This window comes from Leifsonia sp. Ger2509 (genome assembly GCF_055231915.1).
Genome location: NZ_JBUYVB010000003.1, coordinates 348,963 through 365,764, shown reverse-complemented (window position 1 = coordinate 365,764; position 16,802 = coordinate 348,963). Strand labels below are relative to the sequence as shown.

The window sequence follows — 16,802 nt, the reverse complement described above, 5'->3', positions numbered from 1 at the left end:
GCCGGTACCTACGCAGCGCCCTTGGCGCGCTCGATCGCCGGAAGGATCTCTTTCAGGAAGATGCCGGTGTGGCTCCCCGGTGTCTCGGCGACCTGCTCCGGAGTGCCGGTGGCGATGACCTGGCCGCCGCCCGCGCCGCCCTCGGGACCGAGGTCGATCACCCAGTCGGCCGACTTGATCACGTCGAGGTTGTGCTCGATCACGATGACGGTGTTCCCCTTGTCGAGGAGGCCGTTGAGCACGAGCAGGAGTTTGCGCACGTCTTCGAAGTGGAGGCCGGTCGTGGGCTCGTCGAGCACGTATACGCTCCGGCCGTTCGAGCGCCGCTGCAGCTCGGTCGCGAGCTTGACACGCTGCGCTTCGCCGCCTGACAGGGTCGTCGCGCTCTGCCCGAGTCGCACGTAACCGAGGCCGACATCGACGAGCGTCTGGAGGTAGCGGTGGATCGCCGAGATGGGCCGGAAGAACTCGGCTGCCTCGGTGATCGGCATGTCGAGGACTTCCGCGATGTTCTTGCCCTTGTAGTGCACCGAGAGGGTGTCGCGGTTGTAGCGCGCTCCCCCACAGACTTCGCACGCGACGTACACGTCGGGGAGGAAGTTCATCTCGATCTTGATCGTGCCGTCGCCGGAGCAGGCCTCGCAGCGGCCGCCCTTGACGTTGAACGAGAAGCGGCCGGGAAGGTAGCCGCGTGCCTTCGCCTCGAGCGTTTCCGAGAAGAGGGTGCGGATGCGGTCGAAGACTCCGGTGTACGTGGCCGGGTTCGACCGGGGGGTGCGCCCGATGGGCGCCTGGTCGACGTGGATGACCTTGTCGAGATTGTCGAGCCCGGTGACCTTGCCGTGCTTGCCGGGGAGCTTGCGAGCCCCGTTGAGCCGGTTGGCGAGCACCCGGTAGAGGATGTCGTTCACCAGCGACGATTTGCCCGATCCGCTCACTCCCGTGACGGCGATGAACGTGCCGAGCGGAAAGTCGACCGTCACCTTCTTCAGGTTGTTCGCCTCCGCTCCGACCACCGTGATCATCCGGTCGCGGTCGATCGGGCGCCGGGTGGTCGGCGTCTCGATCTCTTTGCGGCCGGCGAGGTAGTCGCCGGTCAGCGATCGCGTGTTCGCCAGGAGCTCGTCGTACGACCCGGAGTGGATCACGTGGCCGCCGTTGACACCCGCGCCAGGCCCGATGTCGACGATCCAGTCGGCCGTGCGGATGGTGTCCTCGTCGTGCTCGACCACGATCAGTGTGTTGCCGAGATCACGGAGCGCGACGAGCGTCTCGATGAGACGTCGGTTGTCGCGCTGGTGCAGGCCGATGCTCGGCTCGTCGAGCACGTACAGGACGCCGGTGAGACCCGATCCGATCTGGGTGGCCAGACGGATGCGCTGCGCCTCGCCCCCGGAGAGCGTCGCGGCCGCGCGCGACAGGTTCAGGTAGTTGAGGCCGACCTGGATGAGGAAGTCAAGCCGGACCTTGATCTCGCGCAGCACCTGCGCGGCGATCGTCGTCTCGCGGTCGGTGAGGTGGAGTTTGTCCATGAACGAACGTGCGTCGGTGAGGCTCAGCTCGGACGCGTCAGCGATGCTCGCGCCGTGGATGAGGACTGCGAGGACCTCCGGTTTGAGCCGCTTGCCGTTGCATACGGGACACGGGACTTCGCGCAGGTATTCCGCCCAGCGCGCGCGCTGGGTGTCGGTGTCGGCCTGGATGTACTGGCGTTCGATGTATGGCACGACGCCTTCGAACCCGGAGGTGTAGCTCATCTCGCGGCCGTAGCGGTTCTTCCACCGCACCTTCACTTCGAAGTTGTCTCCGCGCATCACGGCGTTGCGGACGTCTTCGCTCAGATCGCGCCACGGTGTGTTCAGCGAGAAACCGAGGTCGCGTGCCAGACCATCGAGGAGTTTCTCGTAATAGTTGAAGAGTCCCTTGCCCTGGGTCGTCCAGGGGACGATGACGCCCTCGGCGATGCTGAGGTCGTCATCGGCGAGCAGCAGTGCCTCGTCGACCGACATGCGTGTACCGAGACCGGAGCATTCCGGGCAGGCGCCGAACGGGGCGTTGAACGAGAACGTGCGCGGCTCGATCTCGGTGAGCTGGATGGCGTGTCCGTTGGGGCAGGAGAGCTTCTCGCTGAACGAACGCCAGGCGGCGGGCCCCTCGAGGTCGACGAAGTTGACCTGCACGAGACCGTCCGTGAGGCGCAAAGCGGTCTCGAGGGAGTCGGTCAGGCGGCTCAGGATGTCGGGGCCGGCGACCAGACGGTCGACCACGACCGAGATGTCGTGCTTGTACTGCTTCTTCAGCGTGGGCGGGTCGCTGAGCTGGATCTGCTCGCCGTCGACGAGCGCACGCGAGTAGCCACCTGCTGCGAGCTCCTTGAACAGGTCGACGAACTCGCCCTTCTTCTGCGAGACGACGGGACTGAGGATCTGGTACCGCGTGCCGGTCTCGAGTTCCATGAGCTGATCGGCGATCTGCTGAACGGTCTGGCGCTGGATCGGCTCACCGCACACGGGACAGTGCGGCACGCCGATGCGCGCCCACAGCAGCCGCATGTAGTCGTAGATCTCCGTGATGGTGCCGACGGTCGACCGGGGGTTGCGGTTGGTCGACTTCTGGTCGATGGAGACGGCCGGGCTCAGCCCCTCGATGAAGTCGACGTCGGGGCGATCGACCTGTCCGAGGAACTGTCGCGCGTATGCGGAGAGCGACTCGACATAGCGGCGCTGGCCCTCTGCGAAGATCGTGTCGAAGGCGAGCGACGACTTGCCCGAGCCCGAAAGACCCGTGAAGACGACGAGCGAATCCCTCGGAATCTCGAGGTCGACGTTGTGCAGATTGTGCACTCGTGCGCCCCGCACGCTGAGGTGGGATCCGGTCACCTGGTTGATACTCACTCGATCAATTCTCCGCTATTCGTGAAGCGGGACGGCCCGCGTTCGCTCTCGGCGACAGTCGCCCTGCCGGTGCGGCCCGCCCCCGCCGCATCGGTTCGAACATATCTTCGATTGTAGCGCTCCCTTGTGGCGCTGCGCGTCTGTACGCGGCGAGTCTAAGTCACCCCTCTGACATCCGGCCGATCAGGGCCGTCGTTCCCGCAGGAGGGGGCCGAGGAGCACGAGCGCGAGCGCGACCAGCGCCCCCGCGGCGACCACGGCGATCGCGGGCAGCGAGCCACCGGCCGTGCTCGCAGCGGCGACCCAGAGTGCCGCAGCGATGAACAACTGGAACGGGACCTGGATCGCGACGAACCGGACAACGGATGGCGCCATCGCCTTCAGTTGGACGCGGGTACGGGGCGACGAGACGAGCATCCAGGACGCGAGGACGTGGGCGGCGTGCACCCCGGCGACGAGCACGTACGGGTGCCAGTCCAGAGGGTCGGGGTGCCGCGTGAGCACCGTGCCGGCCAGAACCACGAGCATCACCCATGCCGTCATCCAGCGGGGCATGACGACGGCTGCTGCGGCGAGCACGATCACTACGCCGCTCCAGAACGCGGAGGTCCCTTCGACGATCCCGAGTGTCGCGGCGAGGAGGAAGAAGAGGCCACGCAGAGTCCACGCGGGAACGTGGAGGCCGATCTCCGGTTCTCCGTCCGGTTGGCGGACAGTCGGGCGCCCGGCCCCCGTCGGGTCGGCGCTCATCGGATCCGCCTCGGCCGGCTCAGGATGCGCAGCAGGGCTTCTCGGTCGGGCCGGTCGGCCGAACGCTGCCAGCGGACGACGTCGATCCCCGCAGCGCCCAGTCGGTGCAGCCGCTCCTCGCGTTCCATCATCACGATGCGGAACGCGACCAGCTCGCGGCGGATCAGCCCGGTCGTCACCGGGTCGGGGAGGGAGTCGACACCGATGACGCGATGTCCGGATGCTCTCCAGAGGAGGGCGAGATGCGCGGCCTCGTCGTCGAGGAAGGTCGAGAAGACCACGATCTCCGCGCCGGGGACGACCTGGGGAGCGCGCACGCGGTCGGAGGCGTAGCCGGACGGGCGGGTCCGGGCGATCGCGTCGAGCACCCGGTAGAGATGGCGCGCTCCCGCGCCCGGCCGAAGGGCACGGGTTCCCGTGGCGAGGTCGTGGAAACCGACCCGGTCACCCGCGCGGACGTAGCCTGCCGCCAGGGAGCTCGCACCCTCTCTGGCGAGGTCCAGGGAGCTGATCCCCCTGTTGCGCGGTGCACCGCTGCTCCATTCGGCCACGCCGTCCGTCACGTCGTCCCTGCTGTCCAGGACGATCAGGATGGCCGCATCCGAGGTCGCCGTCGTCCGCCGCACATACAGCTCGCCCGGTGCCTGCGCCCGTCGTGCCGTCGCTCTCCAGTCGATCCGGCGCATCCGGTCGCCGCTGGTGAACCGATCGATGTCGCGGAATTCGCCGCCGTCGCCCGGACGCGAGGAGGTGTGCGGCCCAGTGAGCCCAGTGAGGCGTTCCGGCAACGGCAGGCTCCTGGGGGCTGTGTACGGAGGCTCGACGACACGTTCGGAGAACAGCGGCAGGGTCGGATCGGACAGGAACGATGCATCGGCGCCGACCAGCCGGTACCGGGTCTCGACGAATCGCTGAGGACCGGAGTGGATGACCGCGATCGTCCCCGGAAGTGCGGCCGCAGTGTCCGGTGCCACGATGTAGTCGCGCTGTGAGGACCCGAGAGTCCGCAGGCGCACGTGCACGGCGTCGAGGCGCGCGGCGGCCGTGACTCCGACCGTGTAGTCGAGTGTCGTCCGATCGGTTCCGCGTCTCGTGGTCGACGTGAACGAGGAGAGAGTGCGGGATGCGGGGCGTCGGTCCCAGGCGACCGCTGCGGCGAGGGCGAGCGGGAGGCCGACCAGGGCGAGCTCGACGTTCGAGACGGCCAGGGCCATCCCGATGCAGAGCAGTGCGACGACGACGCCGGCGGTCACGGATGCGCTCATCGACCACCCGTGACTGGACGCGCTCGGCGGGGGGTCGGATGCGGTGGATGCGGTGCCGGGAGCGTGCTCGTCCACGATCAGTCCGCGACGGATCCGGGGGTGCGGGTTCCGACGACCGGCGGCCCCGCGACGGTGTTGACGAGTTCGGCCACGATCTGCGTGGCCTGAACTCCCCCGGTCCATGCCTGCACGGTCAGCGACAGCCGGTGGGCCAGCACGGGCACCGCGACCGCCTTCACGTCGTCCGGGATGACGAAGTCACGACCATCCATGACCGCCTTGGCCCGCGCCACGAGGAGCAGGCTCTGCGATCCACGGGGGGATGCTCCGACCTGGACGGACCGATGGTGGCGGGTCGCGGCCGCGAGGGCGACGCAATAGGCTGCGATGTCCGGGTCGACATCCACGTGCTCCACCCCTGCCTGCATCGCACGGAGCGTCTCAGCGGTCACGACGGGTTCGATCGGGGCACGCTCCTGGTGGCGGGCGATCCGCGCGAGCAGTACGCGGCTCTCGCCGTGCGCATCCGGGTAGCCGACCGCGAGGCGCACCATGAACCGGTCGAGCTGCGCCTCCGGAAGCGCGTAGGTGCCCTCGTACTCGATGGGGTTCGAGGTGGCGATCACGTGGAACGGCACCGGTAGTGGGAAGCTGCGCCCCTCGACAGTCACCTGGCCCTCCGCCATCGCCTCGAGCAGGGCTGACTGGGTCTTCGGCGATGTCCGGTTGATCTCGTCGGCGAGGAAGAGACCCGTGAAGACCGGGCCCGGACGGAACACGAAGTCGGCCTCGGCCGGCGCATAGACGAATGAGCCCGTGATGTCGGCGGGCAGGAGGTCCGGCGTGCATTGGAGACGCCGGAACTCGAGCCCGATCGCCGTTGCGAGACTGCGGGCGGCCAGGGTCTTGCCGAGTCCGGGTACGTCCTCGAAGAGCACGTGACCACCAGCGAGGATGGTCGCCAGGGCCAGCTCCAGCGGCTCGCGCATTCCGACCACTACCGTCGACACCCGGTCGAGAATCGCCTCGGCCAGGGTCGCCACCTCCCGAACGGTCAGCGGATGCGGCAGTTCGGTCGTTTCGGGGTCAGCGATCATCAATGCTCCTCGGTGACGGTGACGGTGACGGTGACGGTGACGGTGCTGGGTCGCCGGCGTCGAGGGCGGCCAGCGCGTCGAGCGTCGTTTCGACGGCAGCGAGCCGCGGGAGGGCGCGCTCGCCCGGGCGGACGGTTTCCCACCCCTCCCGGCCCAGAGCGCGCACGATCCCTGCAGCGTCGGCAGGATCGTCGAGATCCAGGTCGTGCCGGGCGAGCGTCGCTCGCGCCAGGTCGCGCAGACGCCGATGGGCCGAGACCGCGATCGCGCCCGATCGGGAATGGAGCGACCAGGAGAGGTGGCTCACGTCCCGCCGGATTCCGCTCTCGGCGGGTTCACGGTCCCGAATCCATTCGGCCGGGCGGTGTTCGGGGACCGCGCCGAGCACAACGGCGACAGTGGCGACGACGAGACCGAGCGCGACGGCATGGGCGACATCCATGCCGAAGTACCAGGCGATCACCCCGACTCCGGCTCCGATCGTCGAGCAGATGACGAGCCGACCGCGGAGGGGCGGTCGCAGCAGCACACGTCGCGGTTCCTGAACGGTCATCCGGCGCTCCCGCCTGAGCCGAGCGGGCTCTCTGCGCCGGGCGCGGAACCCCACGACGCGGCGAGGCGTTCGAGCGAACGCCGGGCGACTGCGATGTCCTGGTCTGTGACCGGGGTGTCGCCGAACCGCACCCGCAGGTAGAGCCGGAGGAGCGTGCGCGCCGCGTCATCGTCTGCGTGGACGCGCGCGAGGACGCGCTGGGTGAATTCGGCGGGCGTTTCGGCGGCCCTCCGCTGGACTCCGGACTCCTCGGCGGCCTCCTGAAGGCCGAGCCAGGCACGCTCGATCGCGTCGCGCGGCTCCCGATCCTCGTCGAGGGTGCTCAGCGCGCGGTCGAAGCCGCGCTGGAGTGCCGGGGCGTCGGGCGCCGATGGAGGCTCCTGCTCGGACACCGGCCCGGCGTCGAGCAGCCGAGCACTGTCGAGCGGCCTGCCGAGCGCCTGCCGGCGACGGAGCAGCCGGCCGAGCAGGAGCCCCGCGAGGACGAGAAGGGCCGCGATCGCGAGCCACAGCAGCGGTGTCCCGTCGATGACGAATGGCTTCAACTGAGAGTTGTTCTGGAGGTCGGTGCCCGCTGTATGCTCCGGACCGGGTTGTGGCGAGACGGTGGGTTGGCTGAACTCGGGCACCCAGCGGATGCCGGTGAACGTGGCCGGTCCCTGCAGGAGGATCCCGCCGACGAGGGTGATGCCGAGCACCACGCACAGGGCGAGCACGGTTCGCTTCTTCATCCGTGTCGCCTCACTCGCCTGGACCGCCGACCGCGCGGGCCGGCGCGGCCACGATGCTCATTCGTTCACCGTACCGCCGCAGTCCGAATCAACCCAGATGTCCGGCTTTCTCCATCTGACGCAGGTCGTGTTTCAGGTCGGAGAGCTCATCGCGCAACCGCGCCGCGAGTTCGAACTTGAGTTCACCGGCGGCCTGGAGCATCTGTTCGTTGAGGTCGGCGATCAGCGACTCGAGTTCGTTCGCGCCGGCCGCCGCGATGCCCTCGCGTCGTAGGTTCGGAACGGGGCTCTTCCTGCGCTGCTCGCGGCCGGCCAGCATGGCAGCGGTGTCGGCCTCTTCACGCGCCAGCACATCGGTGATGTCGGCGATGCGCTTGCGCAGCGGCGTCGGGTCGATCCCGTGGGCGGTGTTGTATTCGACCTGCTTCTCGCGCCGCCGCGTGGTCTCCTCGATCGCCTGTTTCATCGAGTCGGTCAGTACGTCTGCGTACATGTGCACCTGCCCCGACACGTTGCGGGCGGCGCGGCCGATGGTCTGGATGAGCGAGGTCGACGAGCGCAGGAAGCCCTCCTTGTCGGCGTCGAGGATGGCGACGAGGGAGACTTCGGGAAGGTCGAGACCTTCGCGCAGCAGGTTGATGCCGACCAGCACGTCATAGACCCCCGCCCTCAGCTCGGTAAGGAGTTCGACGCGGCGCAGGGTGTCGACATCGGAGTGCAGGTAACGCACCCGCACGCCCGCCTCGGCGAGGAAGTCGGTGAGCTCTTCGGCCATCTTCTTGGTGAGCGTCGTCACGAGCACACGCTCATTGCGCTCGGCCCGGAGCCGGATCTCTTCGAGGAGGTCATCGATCTGCCCCTTGGTGGGCTTCACGACGATCTCGGGATCGATCAGCCCGGTCGGACGGATGATCTGCTCGACCACACCGTCGGCGATCCCCATCTCATAGCGCCCCGGGGTGGCCGAGAGGTAGACCGTCTGGCCGACCCGCTCGGAGAACTCGTTCCACTTCAGCGGGCGGTTGTCGAGCGCGCTCGGAAGCCGGAACCCGTGCTCGACCAGCGTTCGTTTGCGCGACGAGTCGCCCTCGTACATCGCACCGATCTGCGGCACTGTCACATGCGACTCGTCGATGACGACGAGGAAATCGTCGGGGAAGTAGTCGAGCAGGCAGTTCGGCGCCTCGCCCGGCTGCCTTCCGTCGATGTGCCGCGAATAGTTCTCGATGCCCGAGCAGAACCCGATCTGCTCCATCATCTCGATGTCGAAGCTGGTGCGCATACGTAGTCGCTGGGCCTCGAGCAGCTTGCCCTCTCGCTCCAGCTCGATCAGTCGATCGTGCAGTTCGGTCTGGATCGTGCCGATGGCCCGCTGCATGGTCGCGGGGCTCGCGGCATAGTGCGTCGCGGGGAAGACGGACACGGCATCCATGCGGTTGATGATCTCGCCGGTCAGCGGATGCAGCGCATAGAGCGCCTCGATCTCGTCTCCGAAGAGCTCGATGCGCACGGCGTGCTCCTCGTAGACCGGGATGATCTCGATGGTGTCGCCGCGCACCCGGAACTTGCCGCGCGAGAAGTCGACGTCGTTGCGCTCGTACTGCATTCCGACGAACTTGCGGATCAGGGCGTCGCGCCCGACATTGTCTCCGACCTGGAGCGCCGCCATCGCCCCCAGGTATTCCTCGGCCGCACCCAGGCCGTAGATGCACGAGACGGTGGAGACGACGACGACATCACGCCGGCTGAGCAGCGAATTGGTCGTCGAGTGCCGCAGACGCTCCACTTCGGCATTGATCGACGAATCCTTCTCGATGAAAGTGTCCGTCTGCGGAACGTAGGCCTCCGGCTGGTAGTAGTCGTAATACGAGACGAAGTATTCGACCGCGTTGTTCGGGAGGAGTTCGCGGAACTCGTTCGCGAGCTGGGCGGCGAGGGTCTTGTTGTGCGCGAGGACGAGGGTCGGCCGCTGCACGGCTTCGATCAGCCACGCCGTCGTCGCCGACTTGCCGGTGCCGGTGGCGCCCAGAAGCACGACATCGGTCTCGCCGGCGTTGATCCGCGCCGTGAGCTCAGCGATAGCCTGCGGCTGGTCTCCGCTCGGTGTGTACTCGCTGATGACCTCGAACGGGCGGACGGCGCGAGTCGTTTCCATGCTTCAAGTCTAGGGAGGGCCGCCGACATCGGGACCGGTGTGCGCTCAGGGCGAAAGTACGCGACGCCTTTGTCGCCGGCTCAGCCGGCGGCGAGCCGTTCCCACAGTCTGTCCGCCTGCTCGCGGGTGTGCTCGAGGCTGCCGTCGGTGTCGATGATGACGTCGGCGATGGCGAGACGCTCCTCGTCGGATGCCTGGGAGCGTATGCGCCGGGTGGCCTCATCCTCACCCATCCCCCGGAGTTCGACGAGTCGGCGGATGCGCGTGGCCGCATCGGCGTGGGCCACGACAACCAGATCGAATGGATAGTCGTTCGCGGACTCCACCAGCAGCGGAACGTCGTAGACGACCACGGCATCCGGATCCGCGCAGCGCGCATCCTCGAAACGCTCCGTCGAGCGACGGAGCACCGCCGGATGCGTGATCGCGTTCAGACGGAGGCGGGACGATTCGTCGCTGAAGACGATCGCGCCCAGAGCGGCCCGGTCGAGACTGCCGTCCGCGTTGAGGACGCCGCCCCCGAAGGCCTCCGCGATCTCGGCCAGGGCTGGACTGCCCGGCTCGACGACCTCACGCGCGATCCGGTCGGCGTCCACCACGACAGCCCCGCGCTCGGCGAGGAGTCTGGCCACCGTCGATTTTCCGGACGCTATTCCGCCGGTGAGTCCAATCAGCTGCACGTCTCCATGCTAGGGCCGGCTGGAGGGACCGACCGATGCCGGGGCGCGAGGGTGACAAGTGCGGTCGAGGGTGACTCGCGTGACGCTCACGCTCGACCGGAACGGGCACGCTCGAGTCGAGAACGCCCTTGACGCCGGAACGGCCGGGCCCCGAAGGACCCGGCCGTTCCGGTGATGAACTGCTTAGGAGTTGCTCGAGAGCTTCTCGCGGAGAGCCGCGAGCGACTCGTCGTCTGCGAGGGTTCCGGCCGAAGCGGTCTCGGTCGAGAACGTCGAACCACCGGACGCAGCAGCGCCTTCGGCAGCGGCCTCTTCGAGACCCTTCGCGACCTGCTTCTTGTGGGCCTCCCAGCGAGCCTGGGCTGCAGCGTATTCCTGCTCCCACTTCTCGCGCTGGGCCTCGAAGCCTTCGCGCCATTCGTTCGTCTCGGGGTCGAAGCCCTCAGGGTACTTGTAGTTGCCCTGGTCGTCGTACTCCGTGAGCATGCCGTAGAGCGCCGGGTCGAACTCGGTGCCTTCGGGGTCGACGCCCTCGTTCGCCTGCTTGAGCGAGAGCGAGATGCGGCGACGCTCGAGGTCGATGTCGATGACCTTGACGAACACCTCGTCGCCGACGGAGACGACCTGCTCGGCGAGCTCGACGTGCTTACCCGACAGCTCCGAGATGTGAACGAGGCCCTCGATGCCGTCTGCGACACGAACGAACGCACCGAACGGAACGAGCTTCGTGACCTTGCCCGGTGCGACCTGGCCGATGGCGTGGGTGCGGGCGAAGACCTGCCACGGGTCCTCCTGGGTCGCCTTGAGCGACAGCGAGACGCGCTCGCGGTCCAGGTCGACTTCGAGGATCTCGACGGTGACCTCCTGGCCGACCTCGACGACCTCGGAAGCGTGCTCGATGTGCTTCCACGAGAGCTCCGAGACGTGGACGAGACCGTCGACGCCGCCGAGGTCGACGAACGCACCGAAGTTGACGATCGACGAGACGACGCCCTTGCGGACCTGGCCCTTCTGGAGGTTGTTCAGGAACGTCGTGCGGCTCTCGGACTGTGTCTGCTCCAGCAGCGCACGGCGCGACAGGACCACGTTGTTGCGGTTCTTGTCGAGCTCGAGGATCTTCGCCTCGATCTCCTGGCCGAGGTACGGCGTGAGGTCGCGGACGCGGCGCAGCTCGATGAGCGAAGCCGGAAGGAAGCCACGGAGGCCGATGTCGACGATGAGACCGCCCTTGACGACCTCGATGACGGTGCCGGTGACGACTCCGTCGGCATCCTTGATCTTCTCGACGTCGCCCCACGCGCGCTCGTACTGAGCACGCTTCTTCGACAGGATGAGGCGGCCTTCCTTGTCCTCCTTCTGGAGAACGAGCGCCTCGACGGTGTCGCCGACCTGGACGACCTCGGTCGGGTCCACATCGTGCTTGATGGAAAGTTCGCGGGAGGGGATGACACCCTCGGTCTTGTAGCCGACGTCGAGGAGGACCTCGTCGCGGTCGATCTTGACGACGGTACCCTCGATGAGGTCTCCGTCGTTGAAGAACTTCAGCGTCTTTTCGACCGCGGCGAGAAAGTCTTCAGCAGATCCGATGTCGTTGACGGCGACCTGCTTCGGCGCCTTGTCGGTCGTTGCGATTGTCATGTAGTAAGTGCTCCAGTATGGACATAGTTCAGGCCGTTCGCGGGGTGGTGCTGTATGTGGTTCCGCGAAAGGCAGGCGGATAGGACGTCACGAAGGTGACAGTCCAGCTTAGCTGGATGCCACGGGTTGCGGCAACCCGGTCGCGACGGGCCACCGACGGGCGGCCGGCGGTCCGTCGCGACGGACCACACCTCAGTCGAGGAGTGCGGACTTCAGGGTGTCGAGGCCGACGCCGCCGATGTCGAGCGCCTTCTTGTGGAAGGCCTTGATGTCGAACGCTGCGCCCTCGCGGCGGGCGTACTCGTCGCGGAGCTGCTCCCAGATGCGCTGGCCGATCTTGTACGACGGTGCCTGGCCCGGCCAGCCGAGGTAGCGGTTCACCTCGAAGCGAACGAACCCTTCGTTCATGTTGACGTTGTCGCCGAGGAACCCGAAGGCGTAGTCGCCGGTCCAGGGACCCGAACCGTCGGGCAGTTGCTTCTCGAGGTGCACGCCGATGTCGAGCACGACTCGGGCTGCGCGCATCCGCTGGCCGTCGAGCATCCCGAGCCGGTCGGCCGGGTCGTCGAGGTAGCCGAGCTGCTCCATCAGCCGTTCGGCGTACAGTGCCCAGCCTTCAGCGTGGCCGGAGGTCCCGGCGTTTCGGCGCCAGGTGTTCAGCTGGGCCTTGTTGTAGACCGCCTGGGCGATCTGCAGGTGGTGGCCGGGAACGCCCTCGTGGTAGACGGTGGTCAGCTCACGCCAGGTGTCGAACTCGGTGACGCCCTCGGGGACGCTCCACCACATCCGCCCAGCCCGCGAGAAGTCGTCGGTCGGCGAGGTGTAGTAGATGCCGCCTTCCTGGGTCGGCGCGATCATGCATTCGAGGCGACGGATCTCGGTGGGGATGTCGAAATGGGACTTCCCGAGTTCTTCGATCGCCCGGTCGCTGGTCGCCTGCATCCACTTCTGGAGCGCGTCCGTGCCGTGCAGTTTGCGGCTGGCGTCCTGGTCGAGGAAGGCGATCGCCTCACGAACCGACGCTCCGGGCTTGATCTCGCGGGCGATCGACTCCTGTTCGGCAACCATGCGAGCGAGTTCTTCGATGCCCCACTCATAGGTCTCGTCGAGGTCGACCGTGGCGCCGAGGAAGTAGCGGGAGGCGAGGGCGTAGTGCTCGCGCCCGACGGCGTCCTTCTCCGGGGCGTGCTGGGCGAGCTCATCGGTGAGGAACGCCTGCAGCTTGCCGTACGCCTCTGCGGAGGCGCGGGCGCCGGCGGCCAGGTCGGCGGCGAGGGATGCGGGCAGTTCGCCTTCAGCAGGCTTGGCGCCTTCCGTGAACTCGAAGAAGAATCCGTTCGCGGCCGTCTGCTTTCCGACCTGGGCGGCGACTTCGCGGACCTGTCGGATGGCGGCGACGTTGTTGCCGGCGATTCCGGAGCGCAGCGTCTCGATGTAGCCGTCCATCGCGGCGGGGAGGTTGTTCAGGCGCTTGGCGACGTTCACCCAGTCCTGTTCGCTGTCGGTCGGGACCAGGTCGAAGATCTCGCGGAGGCCCTGCGCGGGCGAGGCGATGACGTTGAGGTCGCGCTGGTCGAAACCGGCGTCGTGCTTCTCGATGTCGAGTTCGAGTTCGCGGGCGAGGTCCATCTTGGTGACGCGGTCGATGTCGTCGACCGGCTCCGTCGACCGGATGGCGGCGAGAGTACGTTTCGCGGCCTCCGTGGCGCGCTCGGCTCCCGCGGGAGAGTAGTCGGCGTATTCGCCTTCACGGCCGGGTCGGCCGAGGTAGACGTGGTATTCGGGGAACAATTCCAGCTGGGTGTCGACCCACTCTTCAGCGATCGTGTCGATGGGAGTGGGGGTTCGCTTCTCTGCGTTCGTCATACTCCGACCCTATAAGGGGCGGGCGCGCTCCGCGACGGCCGGAGATCAGTGCGCCGCGTCGTCCCAGTTGGCTCCTCGGCCGACCTGCACGTCGAGCGGTACCCGGAGCTCGGCAGCGGTCGCCATGCGGTGGCGGACGATCGCTTCCAGCGCATCCCACTCCCCCGGCGAGACTTCGAAGATGAGTTCGTCGTGCACCTGGAGCAGCATGCGCGAGTTGAGCTTCTGGTCGATGAGATCTGCCGAGATGTTGAGCATCGCGATCTTGAGGATGTCGGCGGCGGATCCCTGGATCGGCGCGTTGAGCGCGGCGCGCTCGGCGTTGTCGCGCAGCACGCGGTTCGTGCTTGTGAGATCGGCGAATGGGCGGCGACGGCCGAAGATCGTCTCGGTGTAGCCGTCCACGCGAGCCTGTTCGACCACGTTGCGCAGGTAGTCGCGCACGGCGCCGAACCGCGTGAAATAGTCGGCCATCAGCTGGCGGGCTTCGGCCGTCTCGATGCGCAACTGCTTCGAGAGTCCGAACGCGCTCAGTCCGTAGGCCAGCCCGTACGACATCGCCTTGACCTTGGTGCGCATGGCGGGCGTGACGTCGGAGGGCGTCACCCCGAAGATCCGCGCGCCGACGAAGCGATGCAGGTCTTCGCCGGACTGGAACGCCTCGATCAGGCCGGCGTCTTCGGAGAGGTGCGCCATGATGCGCATCTCGATCTGCGAGTAGTCCGCGGTGAGCAGGCTCTCGAAGCCTTCTCCGTGTTCGAACGCCGACCGGATCTCGCGACCCTCTTCGGTGCGGACCGGGATGTTCTGGAGGTTCGGGTCGTTGGACGAGATGCGGCCGGTCGTGGTGCCCGTCTGGTCGTACGTGGTGTGGATGCGGCCGTCCGACTCGACTCCACGTTCCAGCGTCTCGATGATCTGGCGCAGTTTCGAGGCATCCCTGTGCTGCAGCAGCAGCCCGAGGAAGGGATGCGGGTTCTGCTCCTGCAGGTCGGCGAGGGAGGCCGCGTCGGTCGAGTAACCGGTCTTCGTCGACCGCGTCTTCGGCATCTGGAGTTCTTCGAAGAGAACCTGCTGGAGTTGCTTGGGAGATCCGAGATTGACCTCGTGGCCGATCTCGGCGTAGGCGCGGGCCGCATAGTCGTTGGCCTTGTCGGTGAGCTGGCCGCGCAACCGGGCGAGCACATCGGCGTTGACCGTGACGCCTGTGAGTTCCATCTCGGCGAGTACGGCGACGAGCGGCAACTCGATCTCGTCGAGAACGCGGCGGGAGCCCGCGTCGATCGCGATGGATTGTGCGGCAGCGATGCGCAGCACGTACCACGCTTCGGTGGCGGCGCTCACCGGCTCCGTGAGGGGCACGAGCTGGTTGGGGTCGGACTGCGGCAGCGACTCGCCCAGCACGTCGTAGACCTGGTCGGCGAGCGTCTGCGGTCCACCACCGGGCTTGAGCAGCCAGCCCGCGAGACGGGTGTCGAACGCGAGCCCGTCGACGACGAAGCCGGCGCGGCTCAGCGCCTTGAACTGCGGCTTCGCGTGGAAGAAGTATTTCGGCGCGCTGCTTGCGAGCCATTCTTCGAGCGCTGTGTAGTCGGGCCGGCCCGCGGCCCACGGAACGTACACGGTGTCGTCGGCGGTCGCGAGGCCGAATCCGGTGATCCCCAGATGACCCCGTTCGACCTGCACTCCGACCGGCTTGCCGTCGGCGGATGCCCTGGACAGCCAGAGCGCGAGCTCCTCGTCGAGCATGGTCCGCACAGCAGGGATCGAGGTCGCGCCGGTGCTGACTCCGTCGGCCACCGAGCCTTCGAGCTGACCTTCCGCAGCGGCGGTCTTCAGGAGCCGCTCGAGAAGCGTCTTGAACTGGAGCCTGCCGAAGATGTCGCGGACGGCCTGCTCGTTGATCGGGCGGCGTTCGAGATCTCCGGGCTCGACGGGAAGATCGAGATCGTCGACGAGCCTGTTGAGGCGACGGTTGCGGAGGGCGTTCTCTTTCTGCTCGCGCAGCTTCTCGCCGACGACACCCTTGATCTCGTCGGCGTGCGCGACGATCTCGTCGACGGTTCCGTACTGCTGCACCCATTTGACCGCGGTCTTCTCGCCGACCTTGTCGATGCCGGTCAGGTTGTCGCTGGACTCGCCGACGAGGGCCGCGATCTCCGGATACTGCGCGGGCTCGATGCCGTACTTCTCTCGAACGGCGGCGGGGTCGTACACCTTGAGCTCGGAGACCCCGCGAACGTTCGGGTAGAGCAGAGTGACGTCGTCGTTGACGAGCTGGATCGTGTCGCGGTCACCCGACACGAGCAGCACGCGATAGCCGTCGGCCACGCCCTTCGCGGCGAGCGTGGCGAGGATGTCGTCCGCCTCGTAGTCCTCTTTCGTCACGGTCGTGACGTTCATCGCGTGCAGTGCCTCTTCGAGGAGAGGGATCTGGCCGGCGAACTCAGGAGGCGTCTCGTTCCTTGTGCCCTTGTACTCCGGGTACTCGCGGGTGCGGAAGGAGTACCGCGACAGGTCGAACGCCACGGCGATGTGGGTCGGCTTGCGGTCGGCGAGCAGCACGATGAGCATCGAGATGAACCCGTGGATGGCGTTCGTGTGCTGGCCCTCACGGTTCACGAAGCTGTCGACGGGGAGAGCATAGAACGCCCGGAATGCCAGCGAATGGCCGTCGATGACGAGAAGGGTAGGCTTTTCGGAGTCTGACACCAGGCAAGCCTACAAGGCGCCTGTGACACTGCTGGCGACGGAGGAAAGGGCGATATGACGCTGGATGCGCTCGCTTATGTGAAGGAGCGCGGGCTCGGCGCCCTCGCCGAGAAGATGGGCATCGAGATCCTGGAATTCACCGTGGAGCGTGCCGTCGCCCGCATGCCGGTCGAGGGAAACACCCAGCCCGCGGACCTGCTGCACGGAGGCGCCTACGTGGTCCTCGGCGAGTCGCTCGGGTCTTCCGCGGCGAACCTCTGGGCGGGCCCGGGCCGACTCGCCGTCGGCATCGAGATCAACGCGACGCACACCCGGTCGGCCACCAGCGGATGGGTGACCGGCGTGTGCACTCCGATCCACCTCGGGCGCACGCTGACGACCCACGAGATCGCGGTCACCGACGATCAGGGCAGGCGCTGCTCGACCATCCGCATCACGAACTTGATCAAGGACCTCTGAAC

General features: G+C 67.2%; 12 protein-coding genes. 1 reads left to right on the top strand and 11 read right to left on the bottom strand.

The genetic code is table 11. The features are described 5' to 3' along the window. Positions 1–8: 8 nt before the first annotated feature. The 11 genes from uvrA to polA all read right to left on the bottom strand — a co-directional run bounded on the left by uvrA (position 9) and on the right by polA (position 16,341). On the bottom strand, positions 9–2,894 hold the full coding sequence (uvrA, locus tag ACV7NN_RS01985) for an excinuclease ABC subunit UvrA (protein WP_463347915.1): 2,886 nt from the start codon (positions 2,892–2,894) through the stop codon (positions 9–11). A gap of 183 nt (positions 2,895–3,077) precedes the next feature. Further along, the gene (locus ACV7NN_RS01980) at positions 3,078–3,644 is read right to left on the bottom strand and encodes a hypothetical protein (protein WP_463347914.1); all 567 of its coding nucleotides are present in this window, start codon (positions 3,642–3,644) and stop codon (positions 3,078–3,080) included. Further along, positions 3,641–4,984, bottom strand: a complete 1,344-nt coding sequence (locus tag ACV7NN_RS01975) for a DUF58 domain-containing protein (protein ID WP_463347913.1) — start codon at positions 4,982–4,984, stop codon at positions 3,641–3,643. Before ACV7NN_RS01975 ends, ACV7NN_RS01980 begins: the two co-directional genes overlap by 4 nt. Before the next feature lie 2 nt (positions 4,985–4,986). Then, on the bottom strand, positions 4,987–6,006 hold the full coding sequence (locus tag ACV7NN_RS01970) for an AAA family ATPase (RefSeq protein ID WP_463347912.1): 1,020 nt from the start codon (positions 6,004–6,006) through the stop codon (positions 4,987–4,989). Next, positions 5,996–6,559, bottom strand: coding sequence for a hypothetical protein (locus tag ACV7NN_RS01965; RefSeq protein ID WP_463347911.1), 564 nt, complete (start codon positions 6,557–6,559; stop codon positions 5,996–5,998). The genes ACV7NN_RS01970 and ACV7NN_RS01965 overlap by 11 nt, the downstream gene beginning before the upstream one ends. Then, positions 6,556–7,290 carry a DUF4129 domain-containing protein gene (locus ACV7NN_RS01960; protein ID WP_463347910.1) on the bottom strand — a complete coding sequence of 245 codons (735 nt, stop codon included), beginning with the start codon at positions 7,288–7,290 and terminating at the stop codon, positions 6,556–6,558. The genes ACV7NN_RS01965 and ACV7NN_RS01960 overlap by 4 nt, the downstream gene beginning before the upstream one ends. 88 nt (positions 7,291–7,378) lie before the next feature. After that, positions 7,379–9,445: an excinuclease ABC subunit UvrB gene (gene uvrB, locus ACV7NN_RS01955; RefSeq protein ID WP_463347909.1), complete on the bottom strand. Its 2,067-nt coding sequence runs from the start codon at positions 9,443–9,445 to the stop codon at positions 7,379–7,381. 80 nt (positions 9,446–9,525) lie between these two features. Further along, positions 9,526–10,125, bottom strand: a complete 600-nt coding sequence (gene coaE / locus ACV7NN_RS01950; RefSeq protein WP_463347908.1) for a dephospho-CoA kinase — start codon at positions 10,123–10,125, stop codon at positions 9,526–9,528. A 183-nt stretch (positions 10,126–10,308) separates the two neighbouring features. Continuing rightward, entirely contained in the window at positions 10,309–11,763 is a 1,455-nt protein-coding gene (gene rpsA / locus ACV7NN_RS01945) for a 30S ribosomal protein S1 (RefSeq protein WP_463347907.1), read from the bottom strand. A 192-nt stretch (positions 11,764–11,955) separates the two neighbouring features. Further along, the gene (locus tag ACV7NN_RS01940; RefSeq protein WP_463347906.1) at positions 11,956–13,629 is read right to left on the bottom strand and encodes a DUF885 domain-containing protein; all 1,674 of its coding nucleotides are present in this window, start codon (positions 13,627–13,629) and stop codon (positions 11,956–11,958) included. Positions 13,630–13,674: 45 nt separating this feature from the next. After that, on the bottom strand, positions 13,675–16,341 hold the full coding sequence (gene polA, locus ACV7NN_RS01935; protein WP_463347905.1) for a DNA polymerase I: 2,667 nt from the start codon (positions 16,339–16,341) through the stop codon (positions 13,675–13,677). Between the two features lie 54 nt (positions 16,342–16,395). On the opposite strand from polA, the gene ACV7NN_RS01930 reads away from it, so the two are divergent. Then, positions 16,396–16,800, top strand: coding sequence for a hotdog fold thioesterase (locus tag ACV7NN_RS01930; RefSeq protein ID WP_463347904.1), 405 nt, complete (start codon positions 16,396–16,398; stop codon positions 16,798–16,800). The last annotated feature ends 2 nt before the right edge of the window (positions 16,801–16,802 follow it).